This is a genomic window from Paenibacillus anseongensis, assembly GCF_009757995.1.
GTDB lineage: Bacteria > Bacillota > Bacilli > Paenibacillales > NBRC-103111 > Paenibacillus_E > Paenibacillus_E chondroitinus.
On the sequence record NZ_WSEM01000033.1, the window covers coordinates 210,763 to 223,948 of the forward strand.

The window sequence follows — 13,186 nt, forward strand, 5'->3', positions numbered from 1 at the left end:
CCTTAATGACTGCTTACTTTTTCGCTTCTTCGTTTTAACCATTCAAGTGTTAACAAAATAGTAATCGAGATGAGTCCTAGCACAAATGCGACACTGTTCGCTGCAACAAGCTGGAACTGCTCGGCATCCTGATACACGAGTGTGGTAGCTGTCTGCGTTTGGTTGATGATATTGCCTGAGACAACTAAGATAGAGCCGAATTCACCAAGCGATCTTGCAATGGTTAAAATGAGACCGTAAACGACGCCCCAACGAATACCTGGCCATGTGATTTGAAAGAAGGTACGCCATGGACCAGCGCCAAGCGTAGCTGAAGCTTCTTCGGATTGGGTTCCGATTTCTTCAAGTAAGGGAACGACTTCACGAACCATTAGAGGAAATGTAATGAACATCGTAGCAAGAATCATACCGGGAATAGCGTACACAATTTTCATGTTATGATCTTCAAAGAATGCGCCCAGTGCCGTATTTGGCCCGAAAATCAAGATGACCATTAAACCGACGATAACCGGTGATACGGCAAAAGGTAAATCAATCAGCGCATTAATGACGGGTTTCAACCAGCGGGAGATCCAGGAACCTCTAACGATTTCAAGAGAAACGTAAACACCAACAATTGTATTAAGAATAGTAACGATAAGGACGATGATAAAAGAGATTTTCAAAGCGTGCAGAGCTTCAGGTCTTACAAGTGCGTTGATAAAGGCTTGTGGACCTTCTTCAAAGGCGCCAAAGGTAATGCCCAGGAACGGCAGCATAATTAATAGAAAAATGACAAGAAACGAAATGCTGATTAAAATTTTTCTCATGCCAGGCGCCCCTTTCCGCGTGTCAATACATTGATGATCCATAGAATGAGGAGCGACAATGTAAGGAGCACAAGAGAAATAGCGGCTGCGCCTTCGGGATTATAGTTCTGCGTCTCACCGTATATATAGACCGAAGCCACCATCGTTTTCCCCGGTAAATTTCCGGAAATCAGTGAAATGGCGCCAAACTCGGCTAGTGATCGAGAAAAGGCAAGCATGCTGCCGGCAAGAATACCCGGAACAATAGCTGGAAAAACAATTCGGCAGAAGGTATAGAACCTGCTGGCGCCGAGTGTGAAGCTGGCTTGTTCTTCAGCGGGATCAATTTGTTCTAGCAAAGGTTGGACGGTTCGAATGACGAATGGGAAGGTAACGAAGACCAAGCCAATCACAATAGCTGTCTGATTGTAGAGTAGCTTAATGCCGGCGTGATCGAGCCAGACGCCCAGCGGACTAGAGGGTCCAAGCAAAGTTAGGAACATGAGACCAGCCACTGAAGTTGGCAATGAGAAGGGAAGGTCGACCATACTGTTCAGAATGCTCTTGCCTCGGAATGTATATCTTACAAGAACATAAGCGATGATGGTGCCTACTATAGCTTGAATAACTGTTGATACAATACTGAGTTTGACTGTTAGTAGAATGGACTTCCAGGCTAGTGGTCCTGTTACTTCTTGCCAAAAGGGCTCCCAACCCAAGGAAAAACCTTTGAAATAGATGGAGCCAATCGGGATGAGCAGTAGCACAATCAGATAGCCAATAAGCACAGATCGAACCGTAGCTTTAAACACCTTGTTAATCACATTACACCACCCATTAATATTAATCATAGTGCTTTACTCGGAATATTTAAATTGACTATAACAGCGTGTGGTCGAATTTGTCAATATACCTATTTCCGATATTTATGGATTTATTCAAAAAAAATTATAAATGACACAAAGGTACAAGGATCTATGTTTGACATTAGATGAAAGGATACGGAAATGGGTTCATCAGTTGGACTAGCCTCTGAAAAAAGCATTGACGAAGCAAATAGGCGATGGTAACATAGGCATCAATCAATATCCGAGTAAAACAATATGAATTATTAGTTATCGGAAAAAGTCGACCAGATGACTGGAGACTCCCGTCCTTGCTTCGTATTTTACAAGCAGGAACAGGGAGTCTTTTTGTTTTCAAACGCCTTTTCACTTTATGAAAAGAAAGAGGGATTCACATGCTAGCGAATCGAACAGCACCACTTGCGCAATCCAAGGTTTGGCAGCCCTGGGTCATACCGATACTCATCTTGCTGCTGTGGCAGGTGCTCGGCTTAACGGGTTGGTTATCGGAACGTATTCTACCGACACCTTGGGAAGTCGTGAAAGCCTTGTACAGTGTAATTAAGGACGGCACTATTTTTGAATATGTAGCGGTCAGCACGAAGCGGGCGTTTTTGGGCTTTATAATTGGCGGCAGCATTGCTTTTGTCATTGGATTGCTTAACGGGATATTTCCTATCGCGGAAAGATATATTGATTCTTCGGTACAAATGGTTCGAACGATCCCGCATCTTGCGATGATTCCGCTAGTCATTATGTGGTTTGGCATTGGCGAGACTTCCAAATTATTTCTGGTTTCTCTCGGTGTTGCTTTTCCCATCTACTTGAATACATTTCATGGCATCCGCTCCGTTGATCCGGGTTTAATCGAAATGGGGAAAGTGTATGGGCTCAGGGGGTTCTCACTATTTACGAAGGTGATTTTACCCGGAGCGCTGGCGAACATCCTCCTCGGTATCCGCTTCTCCTTGGGGATTATGTGGTTAAGCCTGATCGTTGCTGAAACAATAGCGGCTGATTCCGGTATCGGTTATATGGCAACGCACGCCAGAGAGTTTATGCAGATGGATGTCGTCGTGTTATGTGTAATTTTGTACGCCGTATTAGGGAAGCTTTCGGATTTGATTGCCAAGTTTTTCGAAAATCGTTGGTTAAAATGGCATCACAATTATATTCAGAAATCTTAGAAGGAGGGGGATTCTTATGAGTAAGGTTGGCGGTACTCAGCTTCATATTCGTAACGTGAACAAATCATTTGGCGCAACACGAGTGCTCTCAGGTATCGATTTAAACATTAAACAAGGAGAGTTTGTTGCGATTGTGGGCCGTAGTGGATGCGGAAAAAGCACGCTGCTTCGCCTTATTGCAGGCTTGGATGAAGCGACGAGCGGAGCCATTCTGCTGGATGCTCAAGGCATTCAAGGCGTACACCAAGATACGCGTGTACTTTTTCAAGAACATCGGCTTCTTCCTTGGAAAAAGAATATCGATAATGTTCGGATTGGCATTAAATCCGGTGACAAGGAAATTGCTTTTAAAGCGCTGCAGCAAGTTGGCCTAGAACATAAGAAGGACGACTGGCCGGCTGTGCTGTCTGGGGGTCAACGGCAAAGAGTGGCGCTTGCGAGGGCGCTTGCCGGTAATCCTAGGCTGCTGCTTTTAGATGAGCCGCTAGGCGCTTTGGATGCGTTAACTCGCATCGAGATGCAGCAGCTCATTGAGAAACTATGGCTGGAGAAGCAATTTACTGTCTTGCTGGTCACACATGACGTAAGTGAAGCCGTAGCATTGGCGGACAGAGTCATTGTGATTGAAGACGGGAAGATTGGGCTTGATTTGAAGATATCGCTTGCCAGACCTAGAGAGCACGATAGCGGTTTTGCTTATTTTGAGAAGGTTATTTTGGATCGATTGCTTGTGAAACAACCGTATGAGACAGCGAAAACAGCTGCAGAAGCTTTTTCCATATAGGGAATTTGAGAATGAGGAAATAAGGGAGGGCTTATAAGATGGCTCAATATGATTTGCAATTACAGGCGGATGTACTCATTATCGGTGGCGGGCCTTCCGGAGCATGGGCGGCGATTACAGCTGCCAAAGAAGGAGCAAAGGTCATCCTTGTCGATAAAGGATATTGCGGAACGAGCGGTGCAACAGCTCCGTCGGGAACAGGGTTGTGGTATGTCAATCCAACAGCCGAAGAACGGGAAGCTGCGATGAAGAGCAGAGAGGCGCTGGGCGGATATCTCGCGGATCGCGGCTGGATGAAGAGGGTATTGGATCAAACTTATAGCAACACGAATCAAATTGCAGCTTGGGGATACCCCTTCCCACTGGACGAAGCAGGTACTTCACATCGGAAAAGTCTGCAAGGACCAGAGTATATGCGTTTAATGCGCAGACAGGTGCAGAAAGCGGGTGTCCGCATTCTCGACCATAGTCCTGCGCTGGAGCTGCTCGCAGATGAGCATGGTGTGGCAGGAGCGACAGGAGTAAACAATCAAACCAAAGATACATGGCGCGTTGATGCTGCATCGGTCGTTATTGCAACCGGAGGCTGCGCGTTCCTGAGTAAAGCGCTGGGCACGAATGTATTAACCGGCGACGGGTACTTGCTTGCCGCAGAAGCAGGAGCCAGCCTTTCCGGCATGGAGTTCTCCACGGCGTACTCGTTAGCCCCGGCATTTTCTCCGGTAACCAAATCAGCTTTCTACACTTGGGCAACGTTTTACTATGAAGATGGCACCGTAATCGAAGGGGCTGGTTCGCAGAGAGGGCGTTCGGTCATTGCCAAAACGCTGTTGACACAACCCGTTTTTGCCCGAATCGATAAAGCCGATGATATTGTCAAGAAGGCGATGCGGCAAGCTCAGCCCAATTTCTTTTTGTCCTTCGATCGCTTGGGTATCGACCCGTTCACACAGAAGTTTCCCGTGACGCTGAGATTTGAAGGGACTGTGCGGGGAACCGGCGGCATTCATATTATCGATGAAACGTGCGCGACGGAAGTGCCGGGCCTTTATGCGGCGGGAGATGCCGCGACGAGAGAGCTGATTTGCGGCGGATTTACCGGCGGTGGCAGTCACAATGCGGCATGGGCGATGTCTTCGGGCTATTTCTCAGGTGAAGCTGCAGCGAAATATGCGCTTACAGTAGGCGTAGGTGCTGCGGATCGCAAGGCCAAAGGTTTGTCAGAAGCAAGCGGCGTTCCCAAAGTCGCAACGACGAGAGCCGGGGCAATTGACACGCAAGAAATTATCAAAGCGGTTCAAGATGAGGTATTCCCATATGACCGTAACTGGTTCCGCACAGGGGAAGGTTTGCAGAGCTCTTTAGGGCGATTGGATAATCTGTGGCATGAATTAAAACAAGGGATTCAAGCAAGTGAAGGCAATATTGTTCGGGTTCGCGAAGCGGCAGCCATGACAGCCACAGCAAGATGGATGTATACCAGCGGACTGGAACGCAAAGAAACCCGAGGCATGCATCGGCGGGAAGATTTCCCGCGTATCGATGAAAATCAAAAATACCGCATTAAGAGCGGCGGTTTGGATAAAACATGGGCGAAGCCATTGGTAGATGGTGCCCAGCCAAAGGTGATTAAGGAGGCTGTTGTCTAATGATAGAACTATTAAGTAAAGATCGCTGCATAAGCTGCAACCAGTGCGTTTCCGTATGCCCAACGAATGTGTTTGAGGCGGTTCAGGGAGAGATTCCTGTCATTGCCAGACAATCGGATTGCCAAAGCTGCTTTATGTGCGAATTATATTGCCCGACTGATGCCTTATATGTATCTCCGGTGGCAGAAGAGAAGACAAAGGTGGACGAGAGCGAATTAGTTCAAGATGGCTTAATGGGCAGCTACAAACAGAACGTGGGCTGGGGCAAGGGCAGAGTTTCTACGGCCTCTTCCGACGGTTCGTACATCATTTTCCAACGTATGCATGCATCGCATTAATCGGTTTATCATTTATTTCATTTACCAATCAGGGGGTCAAGACATATGAAACAGAGCACTGTGAAGGTAATCAACCTTGCACTCATTTTAACTTTATTTACCTTTTTATTAGCGGCTTGCGGGGCTAAAACAGAGAAAACCGTGGCTCCGGCAGCCTCCAATGCGACATCAGACGCAAAAATTTCGCTTCCTGAAACACTGCGAATCGGATTTATTTCAGCAAATAATAACAAGACGATTACCGGGCCTGAAGGTTGGGCGCAATCCAAAGGATACTTAGAAAGTGAGTTAAAGAAATATGGGGTTAAAGAGTTCAAATACTTCACATTTCCTAACGGGCCCAACTTAAATGAGGCTATCTCGGCAGGGACGCTTGATGTTGGCATCTATGGCGACACGCCGGCGATCAACGGGAAAGCGGCAGGTCTGAAGACGCGGTTAATCAACGTCACGCAAGTGAATATGAATGCCTGGCTGGTTGCGAAAGCGGACGGTTCCAAGTCGTTGGATGATCTCAAAGGTAAAAAAGTCGCAACTTCACAAGGTTCATATATGAGTCGTTATTTAACTAGCCTTTTGAAAGAGAAGGGGCTTGATAAGGATGTGAAAATCCTGCACTTATTGCCTGCTGATGCAGAAGCTGCCTTATCTCGTGGGGATATTGCCGCCTATGCGTACCCGACTGGTTTTGGACCCTTATTGCTGAAGAAAGGCTATGTGGCGATCGACGAAGCTGCCAGTCATCCGCTTTTGCAAGGCTCTAGCTTGACCGTGGTGACGGAGGATTATCTGGCCAAAAACCCGCAATTCCCTAAGCTGTGGAATGATCTGCGCACCAGAGCGGTCAAAGAAATTCGTGAGAACAACGAAGAGTATTTCAAATTTTATGCGGAAGCATCAGGTTATCCATTGGATGTTGTGAAAGCATCTTTCAAAATTGAGCAATGGCCGGTAGAGGCAGCGCAACCTGACGGACTGAAACTGATTGAAGAAACGAAGAAATTTTTGGTCGATCAAGGCTTGGCGAAGAAAGATTACGCGATTAAGGATTGGTTGGCGAATTAGGAGTGACGCAAATGAGAGAAGTCCCGCTTTCCCTTGTGAAGGCGAATCAAACAGGAATTGTTGTCTTTGTTCTACTGGCGATAGTGTTTCAGTGGCCTTGGTTAGTCGCTATACTGTGGGCTATACAGGTACTTGGATTAGCTGGAGGAGCGAAGTGGAACCTGTTCATCAAAGTCTTAAAGAGGCTTTTTCCGGAAAATCGAACAGAAACGCAAGCACTTGAGTTGACCAAGTTTAACAATGCTTTGGCTGTCCTATTTCTTTCCACATCCTCCTTAGCATTCGCAGTGGGTTGGTCTTTGGTGGGTTATCTCTTTGCGGTAGGCTTGCTTTTGGCCGCCGGTGCGGCATTGCTCGGTTATTGTGTAGGCTGCACGATTTACTTCCAGTACAAGCAATTTGTGAGCAGACAACGAATGAAACGTGGTTAATGCATGCCAAATATGGAAAGACTCTCACTTGGAGATAACTTTAGTGAGGGTCTTTTCAAATCAACCCATGTTTTACCGAAATTTTGTTAAAAACAGGATTGACACCCTCGTACGTGGATGCTAATATTGGTATATAACTAATTCATACTAATCTTATCGGAATTATACGAAAGGGAGTAAACATCATGGAGCATGCCATCACTATACAAAGCGACGACATTGAATTGTCGGCTACACTGCATTACCCAACGAATCAAACAGGAGCTGCAAAAGCTGATTGTCAGCGCTGGCCGTTGATTATCATCTGTCATGGATTCATCGGCAGCCGGATCGGGGTGGATCGGTTATTTGTGAAGGCAGCACGTGAGTTTAGCTCAAAAGGCTATTTGGTCTTGCGGTTTGATTATGGCGGCTGCGGTGACAGCACAGGGGATTATGGTGCAGGCGGACTGGACGTTCTCATTGATCAAACGCGCAGAGTGATTGACTATGCATTAACAATTGATTGCGTCGATTTGAGCCGCGTGATATTGGTTGGACATAGCTTGGGCGGTGCTACAGCGGTTCTGACAGCGGCGAAAGATTCCCGTGTTAAAACTCTCGTACTATGGTCGGCAGTAGCTCATCCGCATAATGATATCGTTCGAATTGTTGGCAGAAATGAATATGAGAAATTACCACTCGGCGGCGCCATCGATCATCATGGATATTCACTTACCAGCCGATTCTTTGATACACTTGCGCAACACCAGCCGTTTGAACAACTGCGCAAATTTAATGGCGATGTACTCGTCATACACGGAACAGCGGATGAAGTTATCCCAGTTGATTATGCCCCTTTATATCAAAAGATGTTCTGGCTGCGCAATGAAGGGCAGTGCGATCTGGATCTGGTCTATCAGGCCGATCATACGTATTCGACTTCCGGAGCGACCAAAGAACTATTAGAGAAAACAAGCAATTGGCTATCCTTCATTCAGAAACAGAAAAACGATTGGAATGATTGGACGATCTGATTAAGAAGCGGAGGAAAATGTGATGGCGAAGCCACTAGAGTTAGATGACGTTTGGGTGGACAGAATTAAGCAAATGTTGAATGGGTTAGAATACGGATCGGTACAAATTGTGGTACACGACGGTAAAATTGCGCAAATCGATAAAACAGAGAGAAAACGATTTGACACACCTTCGCAAGCACAATCGCAGCTGCAAGCAGTGAAATCAGTCAAACAAACGAGTAAAGTTTAGCTATTATATGTATTTTATCGAACAGCCCGCTTTCTTCGGAAAGGGGCTGTTTTCATGTGCAAAGAGCAGTATACTGAAGAGAATATAAGCAATTGCAGGGGAAGGGGGACGCAGATGATATGCGCAAACAGCACTTTATTTGGCGGGATGATCAAAATGTGAATCATTATGTGCATGAATGGCTACCTGAGGAAACGGTTACAATGAAAGGGCTTGTGCAGATTGCACACGGAATGACCGAAACGGCTGAACGATACGAGAGACTGGCCGAGAGGTTGACGAAAAGCGGGTATGCCGTGTATGCGAACGATCATTTGGGACATGGGCGAACTGCCGGATCGCCGGATGCCGTTGGCAAGTTTGTGAAAGACAGCTTTCGGCGGATGGCGGGAAATATGGGCCAACTGACAGGGCAAATTCGGCAACGGCATCAGGAGGAGCTCCCCGTATTCGTGATGGGGCACAGCATGGGCTCCTTTTTGACACAATATTACATGGGTACTTACCTCACGCAACATCCCAACCAAGTACAAGGAATCATATTATCAGGCTCTAATGGTAGTGAGGGCGTCGCTCTTAACGCCGGAATCGCGTTAGCTTCTTGCGAAGCAGCCATTCGGGGAGATCATCATCGGAGTTCGCTGCTGACGGGGTTGTCTTTTGGTGCATATAATAAGAAATTCACTCCTAATCGTACGTCTTTCGATTGGTTAAGCACTGATTCGGCGGAAGTGGATAAATACGTGGCTGATCCTTACTGTGGTGTCGTGTTTACTTCAGGATTTTTTAGAGATTTTTTCAGGGGACTGAAAGAAATTCATCGTCCAGCACATGTGCAGCGGATACCGAAGGAAATACCGATCTATATTTTTTCCGGTGAAGAAGATCCAGTTGGTGGACATGGGAAAGGGGTGCGGAAGCTCATAAGGATGTATGAGAAGCTCGGGCTCCAGAGCGTCAGCAGCAAGCTTTATCCAGGCGGGCGGCATGAGATGTTGAATGAAACGAACCGTGAGGAAGTAATGGTGGATTTGGCAGCGTGGCTGGATGAGCAGGTTGGTAGAGGTCGTGGGGGATCGTAAAATGCAGTTAAAATTAATGATTTGACATATTACAAAGTTGCAATATATAATGGGTGACATGAACAATTCAATTGAGATTTTTAAGGCACTATCCAATGAAGCGCGTATTCAAATTTTAGAATGGCTGAAAGATCCAACAACCCATTTTTCACCCCAGGAAGGGGCTGATCTTCTTACAGTTGGGGTATGTGTGAGTCAAATAACTGAAAAATTAAAGATGAATCAATCTACAGCTTCGCAATACCTCTCAATGCTTCAAAGAGCAGGACTGGTGCATGCGACACGTTTAGGGAAATGGACTTACTATAGAAGGAATGAAGATGCGATTAATGAGATTGGTCGTTTTCTTCATAAATAATCTCATCGATATATAGAAAATTGAATTCATTCTTAGAATTCAATTTTTCTTAAAGTAAACATATTGATAATTTGCAAATTATAAATTTTTTTATTTTATCATATTGATAATTTGAAATATATAAATATTTATTGAAGGAGGTGATGTGCATTTCAACACATTTGGCACAATCTTTGAATGACTTGATCAAAAAATATAATCTCAATGGAGAGAGGAATAACGAATATGCAAAACTTTGAATTTCAAAACCCGACTAAGCTTTTGTTTGGAAAAGGTCAAATCAGCAGCCTGAAAAAAGAAATTCCTGCTTACGGCAAACGCATCTTGCTAGTGTATGGTGGAGGAAGCATAATAAAAATTGGATTGTACGATAAAGTTATCAATGAACTGAAGGAAATAGGCTCATTTGTTATTGAGCTTGGAGGGGTTGAACCGAATCCACGACTAACAACCGTGCAAAGAGGGATTAACCTCATAAGAGAAAATGAGCTTGATTTTATTCTTGCAGTGGGCGGCGGCAGCGTCATTGATGGCGCTAAAGCGATTGCCGCGGGTGTGCCATACGATGGCGACGTATGGGATATCGTAACTAGTAAGGTGAGTGCCCCTTCTAATTCCGTACCGATTGGCACCGTTATAACGATAGCGGGAACGGGATCAGAAATGAACGGAAATTCCGTCATTACGAATTGGGAAACGAATACGAAAGCATTTTTTAACTCTAATCATGTGCTTCCAAGATTCAGTGTTTTAGATCCAGAGCTTACATTGTCTGTACCTCGGGATCAAACGGTATACGGCAGTGTTGATATTATGTCACATGTCTTCGAACAATATTTTCATGGTTCGAGCAATGCACCTCTTCAAGAAAGAATTGGTGAAGCGATTCTTCGCACTGTTATCGAGACCGCGCCTAAGCTAGTGAACGATCTGAACAATTACGAATATCGCGAAATCATGTTATTAAACGGAACACTGGCTTTAAACGGGCTAACTGCAATGGGTGTCAGTCCGGATTGGTCGACTCATCTAATCGAACATGCCGTATCAGCTGTCCATGACATCCCACATGGCGGGGGGATTGCGATCATTGCCCCGCACTGGATGGAACATGTCGCGGCCGTACGTCCAGAGAAAGTCGCACAGTTGGGTATTCGTGTATTCGATCTGGATCCAACAGGAAAAACCGATGCCCAATTAGCAGAGGAAGCGATCCAGTCTCTCAAGAAATTTTGGGAATCCATTGGAGCGCCTACGAAGCTGTCGGACTATGGCATCGATGACAAGGAAATTGAACTGATGACAGAAAGGTCTATGCTCGCCGATCAAATAGGGAGTTATGTCTCTCTTTCAAAAGAAGATGTCAGAAAGATTTTGAGAAATTCTTTATAATGTAGTCAAAATGGGCTGTCTCAATAAGAGGCAGCCCTTTTATTAAGAATTCATATGGCGATTAGCTTAATGAAGTTTTCCGTGACGTATATGGGTTATTGGGCTAGGGAAACTTAACTGCTGATGGCGAAATGATGAAGTCTATGGAGGAATTGAGATGTCAGGAAATAAATTTAAGGCTCGAAAGATAGCGAGGCTGCTGACCGTAGCGCTAATACTTCTCCCCGTAAGCTTGGCAACCTACAAGCAAAATGTCGCAACGGCAACAGGACCGACATTTATTTCTGTCACTTCGGAATCGGGCAGTAATGATAATCAGGACGAAGAATTAGTTAAAACGCTCCCGGGTTTTCAGAATGCAACTAAAACGGTCAATGGAATCAAACTTCACTATGTTGAAGGCGGCAAAGGCGAACCGCTATTTCTGCTGCCAGGATGGCCCGAAACGTGGTATGAATATCGCAAAATAATGCCTGAGTTAGCTAAGCATTATCATGTTTATTCCATCGATATTCGAGGAATGGGAAGTTCCGACAAGCCTACAACCGGCTATGACAAGAAAACGATGGCGTCCGATATTTATGCATTGATGAACGAGCTGGGCTATAAGAATATTTATATTGCAGGGCATGATATCGGGTCCACGGTTGCTTATGCTTTCGCAGCCAATTACCCGCAAGCCACAAAAAAACTAGCCATGCTTGACATTTCACATCCAGACAACAACATGCTGAAGTTACCGCTCGTGGCACCATCTGGCTCGTACAATGAGAGTAATCCAGCCCGTGTAAAATTTCCGTGGTGGTGGGCGTTTAACGCTGTACCCAATTTGCCGGAACAATTACTGCATGGTAAAAATCTAGACATAGCCTACAATTGGGCTTACGATTATTTATCCTACGACAAACCTGCTCTTACCCCACAAGAAAAAGCGATCTATCTCGATGCCTATGCAAAACCTGATGCACTTCGCGCAGCTAATGATTGGTTTCGTACATTTCGCCAGGATATCGACGATTTCAACACATATAAAAAATTATCTATGCCGGTCTTGGGTATCTATGGTTCAACGGGCATTAGCGATCTGGGTCCTTTCCTAAAGGAAAATACAAGGAATCCGAAAGTGGTGGAACTTAAAAAAACCGGACATTGGATTGCAGAAGAGCAGCCTGAAGAAGTCATTAAACAGTTTAAGGAGTTTTTTCGCTAAGCGGTTAGTAAATACGTGGATTGATATGCAAAAACACATCGCGTCCCAATAAAAAAAGGGCAATGTGTTTTTTTGATTTTGTAAGCGTTGAAATAAGAGGGGGTCAAGCATTTCGCTGAAGCTGCAAACGGATGCCTTCGCGGTCGATTTGAATCCAGTATTCGACGATTCGTTCGTTTTCGATGCGATAAACAGCGCTTGCAATCTCGATGATTGCTTTGCCTGTGGGCGCAAATCCGTCTACCTCGCCGATATGTGTGCCGGTTTGCTTCCAGCGTACGTAGACACGATCATTTTGCGCGATCATTTCTTGAATTTCGAGCTGGAAATCACCGTAAGCGGCAATCATCTCCCTGACGTGATCCGCATAATTGGCCGGTGTGCGGTGAACGGTCGTTTCGTTTTCTCCCGTCATTTGATGAGCCAGCACGTGCTCAGCCATGTAATCATGAGCGGCATCAGGTTGTATACCAGAGCGAGCTTTCGCAAAAAAATGTTGAACAACTTCGGTTGGGGTCATGGACATGATGAGAACTCCTAACATCTGGAATGTACGATGAGTTTACTGGAATAACATCAAAATTTCAAGAAAAGAGTTTGTTCGGCGAACCACAAAAAGGAACTAAAGGGCGCTATTCAGGCTAAAACAGCCAAACGAGAGATCTAGTGGGACTGCAGGGCTCTATTTGCCCTGGGGACCTGCTAATCCACCCCGAAAGGGGGAATTAGCGGATCACAGTTCCCTAAGATCTGTTAAGCCCCCTAATTGAATTGGAGAGTACCTAGGGAAATGAGGTACTATTAAATAA

15 protein-coding genes are annotated in these 13,186 nt (G+C 45.5%); 12 read left to right on the forward strand and 3 right to left on the reverse strand.

Going from position 1 to position 13,186, the window contains the following annotated elements; translation table 11 throughout:
- Positions 1 to 2: 2 nt before the first annotated feature.
- Entirely contained in the window at positions 3 to 809 is an 807-nt protein-coding gene (locus GON05_RS31145) for a sulfate ABC transporter permease subunit (RefSeq protein ID WP_157324799.1), read from the reverse strand.
- Complete coding sequence (gene cysT, locus GON05_RS31150) at positions 806 to 1,612, reverse strand: sulfate ABC transporter permease subunit CysT (protein ID WP_246069225.1); 807 nt, start codon at positions 1,610 to 1,612, stop codon at positions 806 to 808. Before cysT ends, GON05_RS31145 begins: the two co-directional genes overlap by 4 nt.
- Positions 1,613 to 2,028: 416 nt before the next feature.
- Here cysT and GON05_RS31155 point away from each other — a divergent pair, with 416 nt between their 5' ends.
- The 12 genes from GON05_RS31155 to GON05_RS31210 all read left to right on the forward strand — a co-directional run bounded on the left by GON05_RS31155 (position 2,029) and on the right by GON05_RS31210 (position 12,377).
- Positions 2,029 to 2,820, forward strand: coding sequence for an ABC transporter permease subunit (locus GON05_RS31155; protein ID WP_157324801.1), 792 nt, complete (start codon positions 2,029 to 2,031; stop codon positions 2,818 to 2,820).
- Positions 2,821 to 2,836: 16 nt separating this feature from the next.
- Positions 2,837 to 3,604, forward strand: coding sequence for an ATP-binding cassette domain-containing protein (locus tag GON05_RS31160; protein WP_157324803.1), 768 nt, complete (start codon positions 2,837 to 2,839; stop codon positions 3,602 to 3,604).
- Positions 3,605 to 3,642: 38 nt separating this feature from the next.
- A complete protein-coding gene (locus GON05_RS31165) occupies positions 3,643 to 5,253 on the forward strand; it encodes an FAD-dependent oxidoreductase (protein ID WP_157324805.1) in 1,611 nt (536 codons plus the stop codon).
- Positions 5,253 to 5,591 carry a 4Fe-4S dicluster domain-containing protein gene (locus GON05_RS31170; protein ID WP_157324807.1) on the forward strand — a complete coding sequence of 113 codons (339 nt, stop codon included), beginning with the start codon at positions 5,253 to 5,255 and terminating at the stop codon, positions 5,589 to 5,591. The genes GON05_RS31165 and GON05_RS31170 overlap by 1 nt, the downstream gene beginning before the upstream one ends.
- 45 nt (positions 5,592 to 5,636) lie before the next feature.
- Entirely contained in the window at positions 5,637 to 6,656 is a 1,020-nt protein-coding gene (locus GON05_RS31175; protein ID WP_157324808.1) for an ABC transporter substrate-binding protein, read from the forward strand.
- A gap of 11 nt (positions 6,657 to 6,667) precedes the next feature.
- Positions 6,668 to 7,087 (forward strand): DUF4395 domain-containing protein, encoded by a 420-nt coding sequence (locus tag GON05_RS31180; RefSeq protein ID WP_157324810.1) that lies wholly within the window; start codon positions 6,668 to 6,670, stop codon positions 7,085 to 7,087.
- A gap of 185 nt (positions 7,088 to 7,272) precedes the next feature.
- Positions 7,273 to 8,103: an alpha/beta hydrolase family protein gene (locus tag GON05_RS31185; RefSeq protein ID WP_157324812.1), complete on the forward strand. Its 831-nt coding sequence runs from the start codon at positions 7,273 to 7,275 to the stop codon at positions 8,101 to 8,103.
- A 22-nt stretch (positions 8,104 to 8,125) separates the two neighbouring features.
- Positions 8,126 to 8,335, forward strand: coding sequence for a YezD family protein (locus GON05_RS31190; protein WP_157324814.1), 210 nt, complete (start codon positions 8,126 to 8,128; stop codon positions 8,333 to 8,335).
- A gap of 119 nt (positions 8,336 to 8,454) precedes the next feature.
- Positions 8,455 to 9,417, forward strand: a complete 963-nt coding sequence (locus tag GON05_RS31195) for an alpha/beta hydrolase (RefSeq protein ID WP_157324816.1) — start codon at positions 8,455 to 8,457, stop codon at positions 9,415 to 9,417.
- A gap of 58 nt (positions 9,418 to 9,475) precedes the next feature.
- The gene (locus GON05_RS31200; protein WP_157324881.1) at positions 9,476 to 9,775 is read left to right on the forward strand and encodes an ArsR/SmtB family transcription factor; all 300 of its coding nucleotides are present in this window, start codon (positions 9,476 to 9,478) and stop codon (positions 9,773 to 9,775) included.
- Between the two features lie 225 nt (positions 9,776 to 10,000).
- On the forward strand, positions 10,001 to 11,167 hold the full coding sequence (locus tag GON05_RS31205) for an iron-containing alcohol dehydrogenase (protein WP_157324818.1): 1,167 nt from the start codon (positions 10,001 to 10,003) through the stop codon (positions 11,165 to 11,167).
- A gap of 157 nt (positions 11,168 to 11,324) precedes the next feature.
- Complete coding sequence (locus tag GON05_RS31210) at positions 11,325 to 12,377, forward strand: alpha/beta fold hydrolase (protein WP_157324820.1); 1,053 nt, start codon at positions 11,325 to 11,327, stop codon at positions 12,375 to 12,377.
- A 103-nt stretch (positions 12,378 to 12,480) separates the two neighbouring features.
- On the opposite strand, the gene GON05_RS31215 is transcribed toward GON05_RS31210, so the two are convergent.
- Entirely contained in the window at positions 12,481 to 12,897 is a 417-nt protein-coding gene (locus tag GON05_RS31215; RefSeq protein WP_157324883.1) for an ester cyclase, read from the reverse strand.
- Between the last annotated feature and the right edge of the window lie 289 nt (positions 12,898 to 13,186).

Bases quoted from the DNA above. Each gene is read 5' to 3' on its own strand.
- GON05_RS31145 (WP_157324799.1), bottom strand. From the start codon at position 809: ATGAGAAAAATTTTAATCAGCATTTCGTTTCTTGTCATTTTTCTATTA.
- GON05_RS31155 (WP_157324801.1), top strand. From the start codon at position 2,029: ATGCTAGCGAATCGAACAGCACCACTTGCGCAATCCAAGGTTTGGCAG.
- GON05_RS31160 (WP_157324803.1), top strand. From the start codon at position 2,837: ATGAGTAAGGTTGGCGGTACTCAGCTTCATATTCGTAACGTGAACAAA.
- GON05_RS31165 (WP_157324805.1), top strand. From the start codon at position 3,643: ATGGCTCAATATGATTTGCAATTACAGGCGGATGTACTCATTATCGGT.
- GON05_RS31170 (WP_157324807.1), top strand. From the start codon at position 5,253: ATGATAGAACTATTAAGTAAAGATCGCTGCATAAGCTGCAACCAGTGC.
- GON05_RS31175 (WP_157324808.1), top strand. From the start codon at position 5,637: ATGAAACAGAGCACTGTGAAGGTAATCAACCTTGCACTCATTTTAACT.
- GON05_RS31180 (WP_157324810.1), top strand. From the start codon at position 6,668: ATGAGAGAAGTCCCGCTTTCCCTTGTGAAGGCGAATCAAACAGGAATT.
- GON05_RS31185 (WP_157324812.1), top strand. From the start codon at position 7,273: ATGGAGCATGCCATCACTATACAAAGCGACGACATTGAATTGTCGGCT.
- GON05_RS31190 (WP_157324814.1), top strand. From the start codon at position 8,126: ATGGCGAAGCCACTAGAGTTAGATGACGTTTGGGTGGACAGAATTAAG.
- GON05_RS31195 (WP_157324816.1), top strand. From the start codon at position 8,455: ATGCGCAAACAGCACTTTATTTGGCGGGATGATCAAAATGTGAATCAT.
- GON05_RS31200 (WP_157324881.1), top strand. From the start codon at position 9,476: ATGAACAATTCAATTGAGATTTTTAAGGCACTATCCAATGAAGCGCGT.
- GON05_RS31205 (WP_157324818.1), top strand. From the start codon at position 10,001: ATGCAAAACTTTGAATTTCAAAACCCGACTAAGCTTTTGTTTGGAAAA.
- GON05_RS31210 (WP_157324820.1), top strand. From the start codon at position 11,325: ATGTCAGGAAATAAATTTAAGGCTCGAAAGATAGCGAGGCTGCTGACC.
- GON05_RS31215 (WP_157324883.1), bottom strand. From the start codon at position 12,897: ATGACCCCAACCGAAGTTGTTCAACATTTTTTTGCGAAAGCTCGCTCT.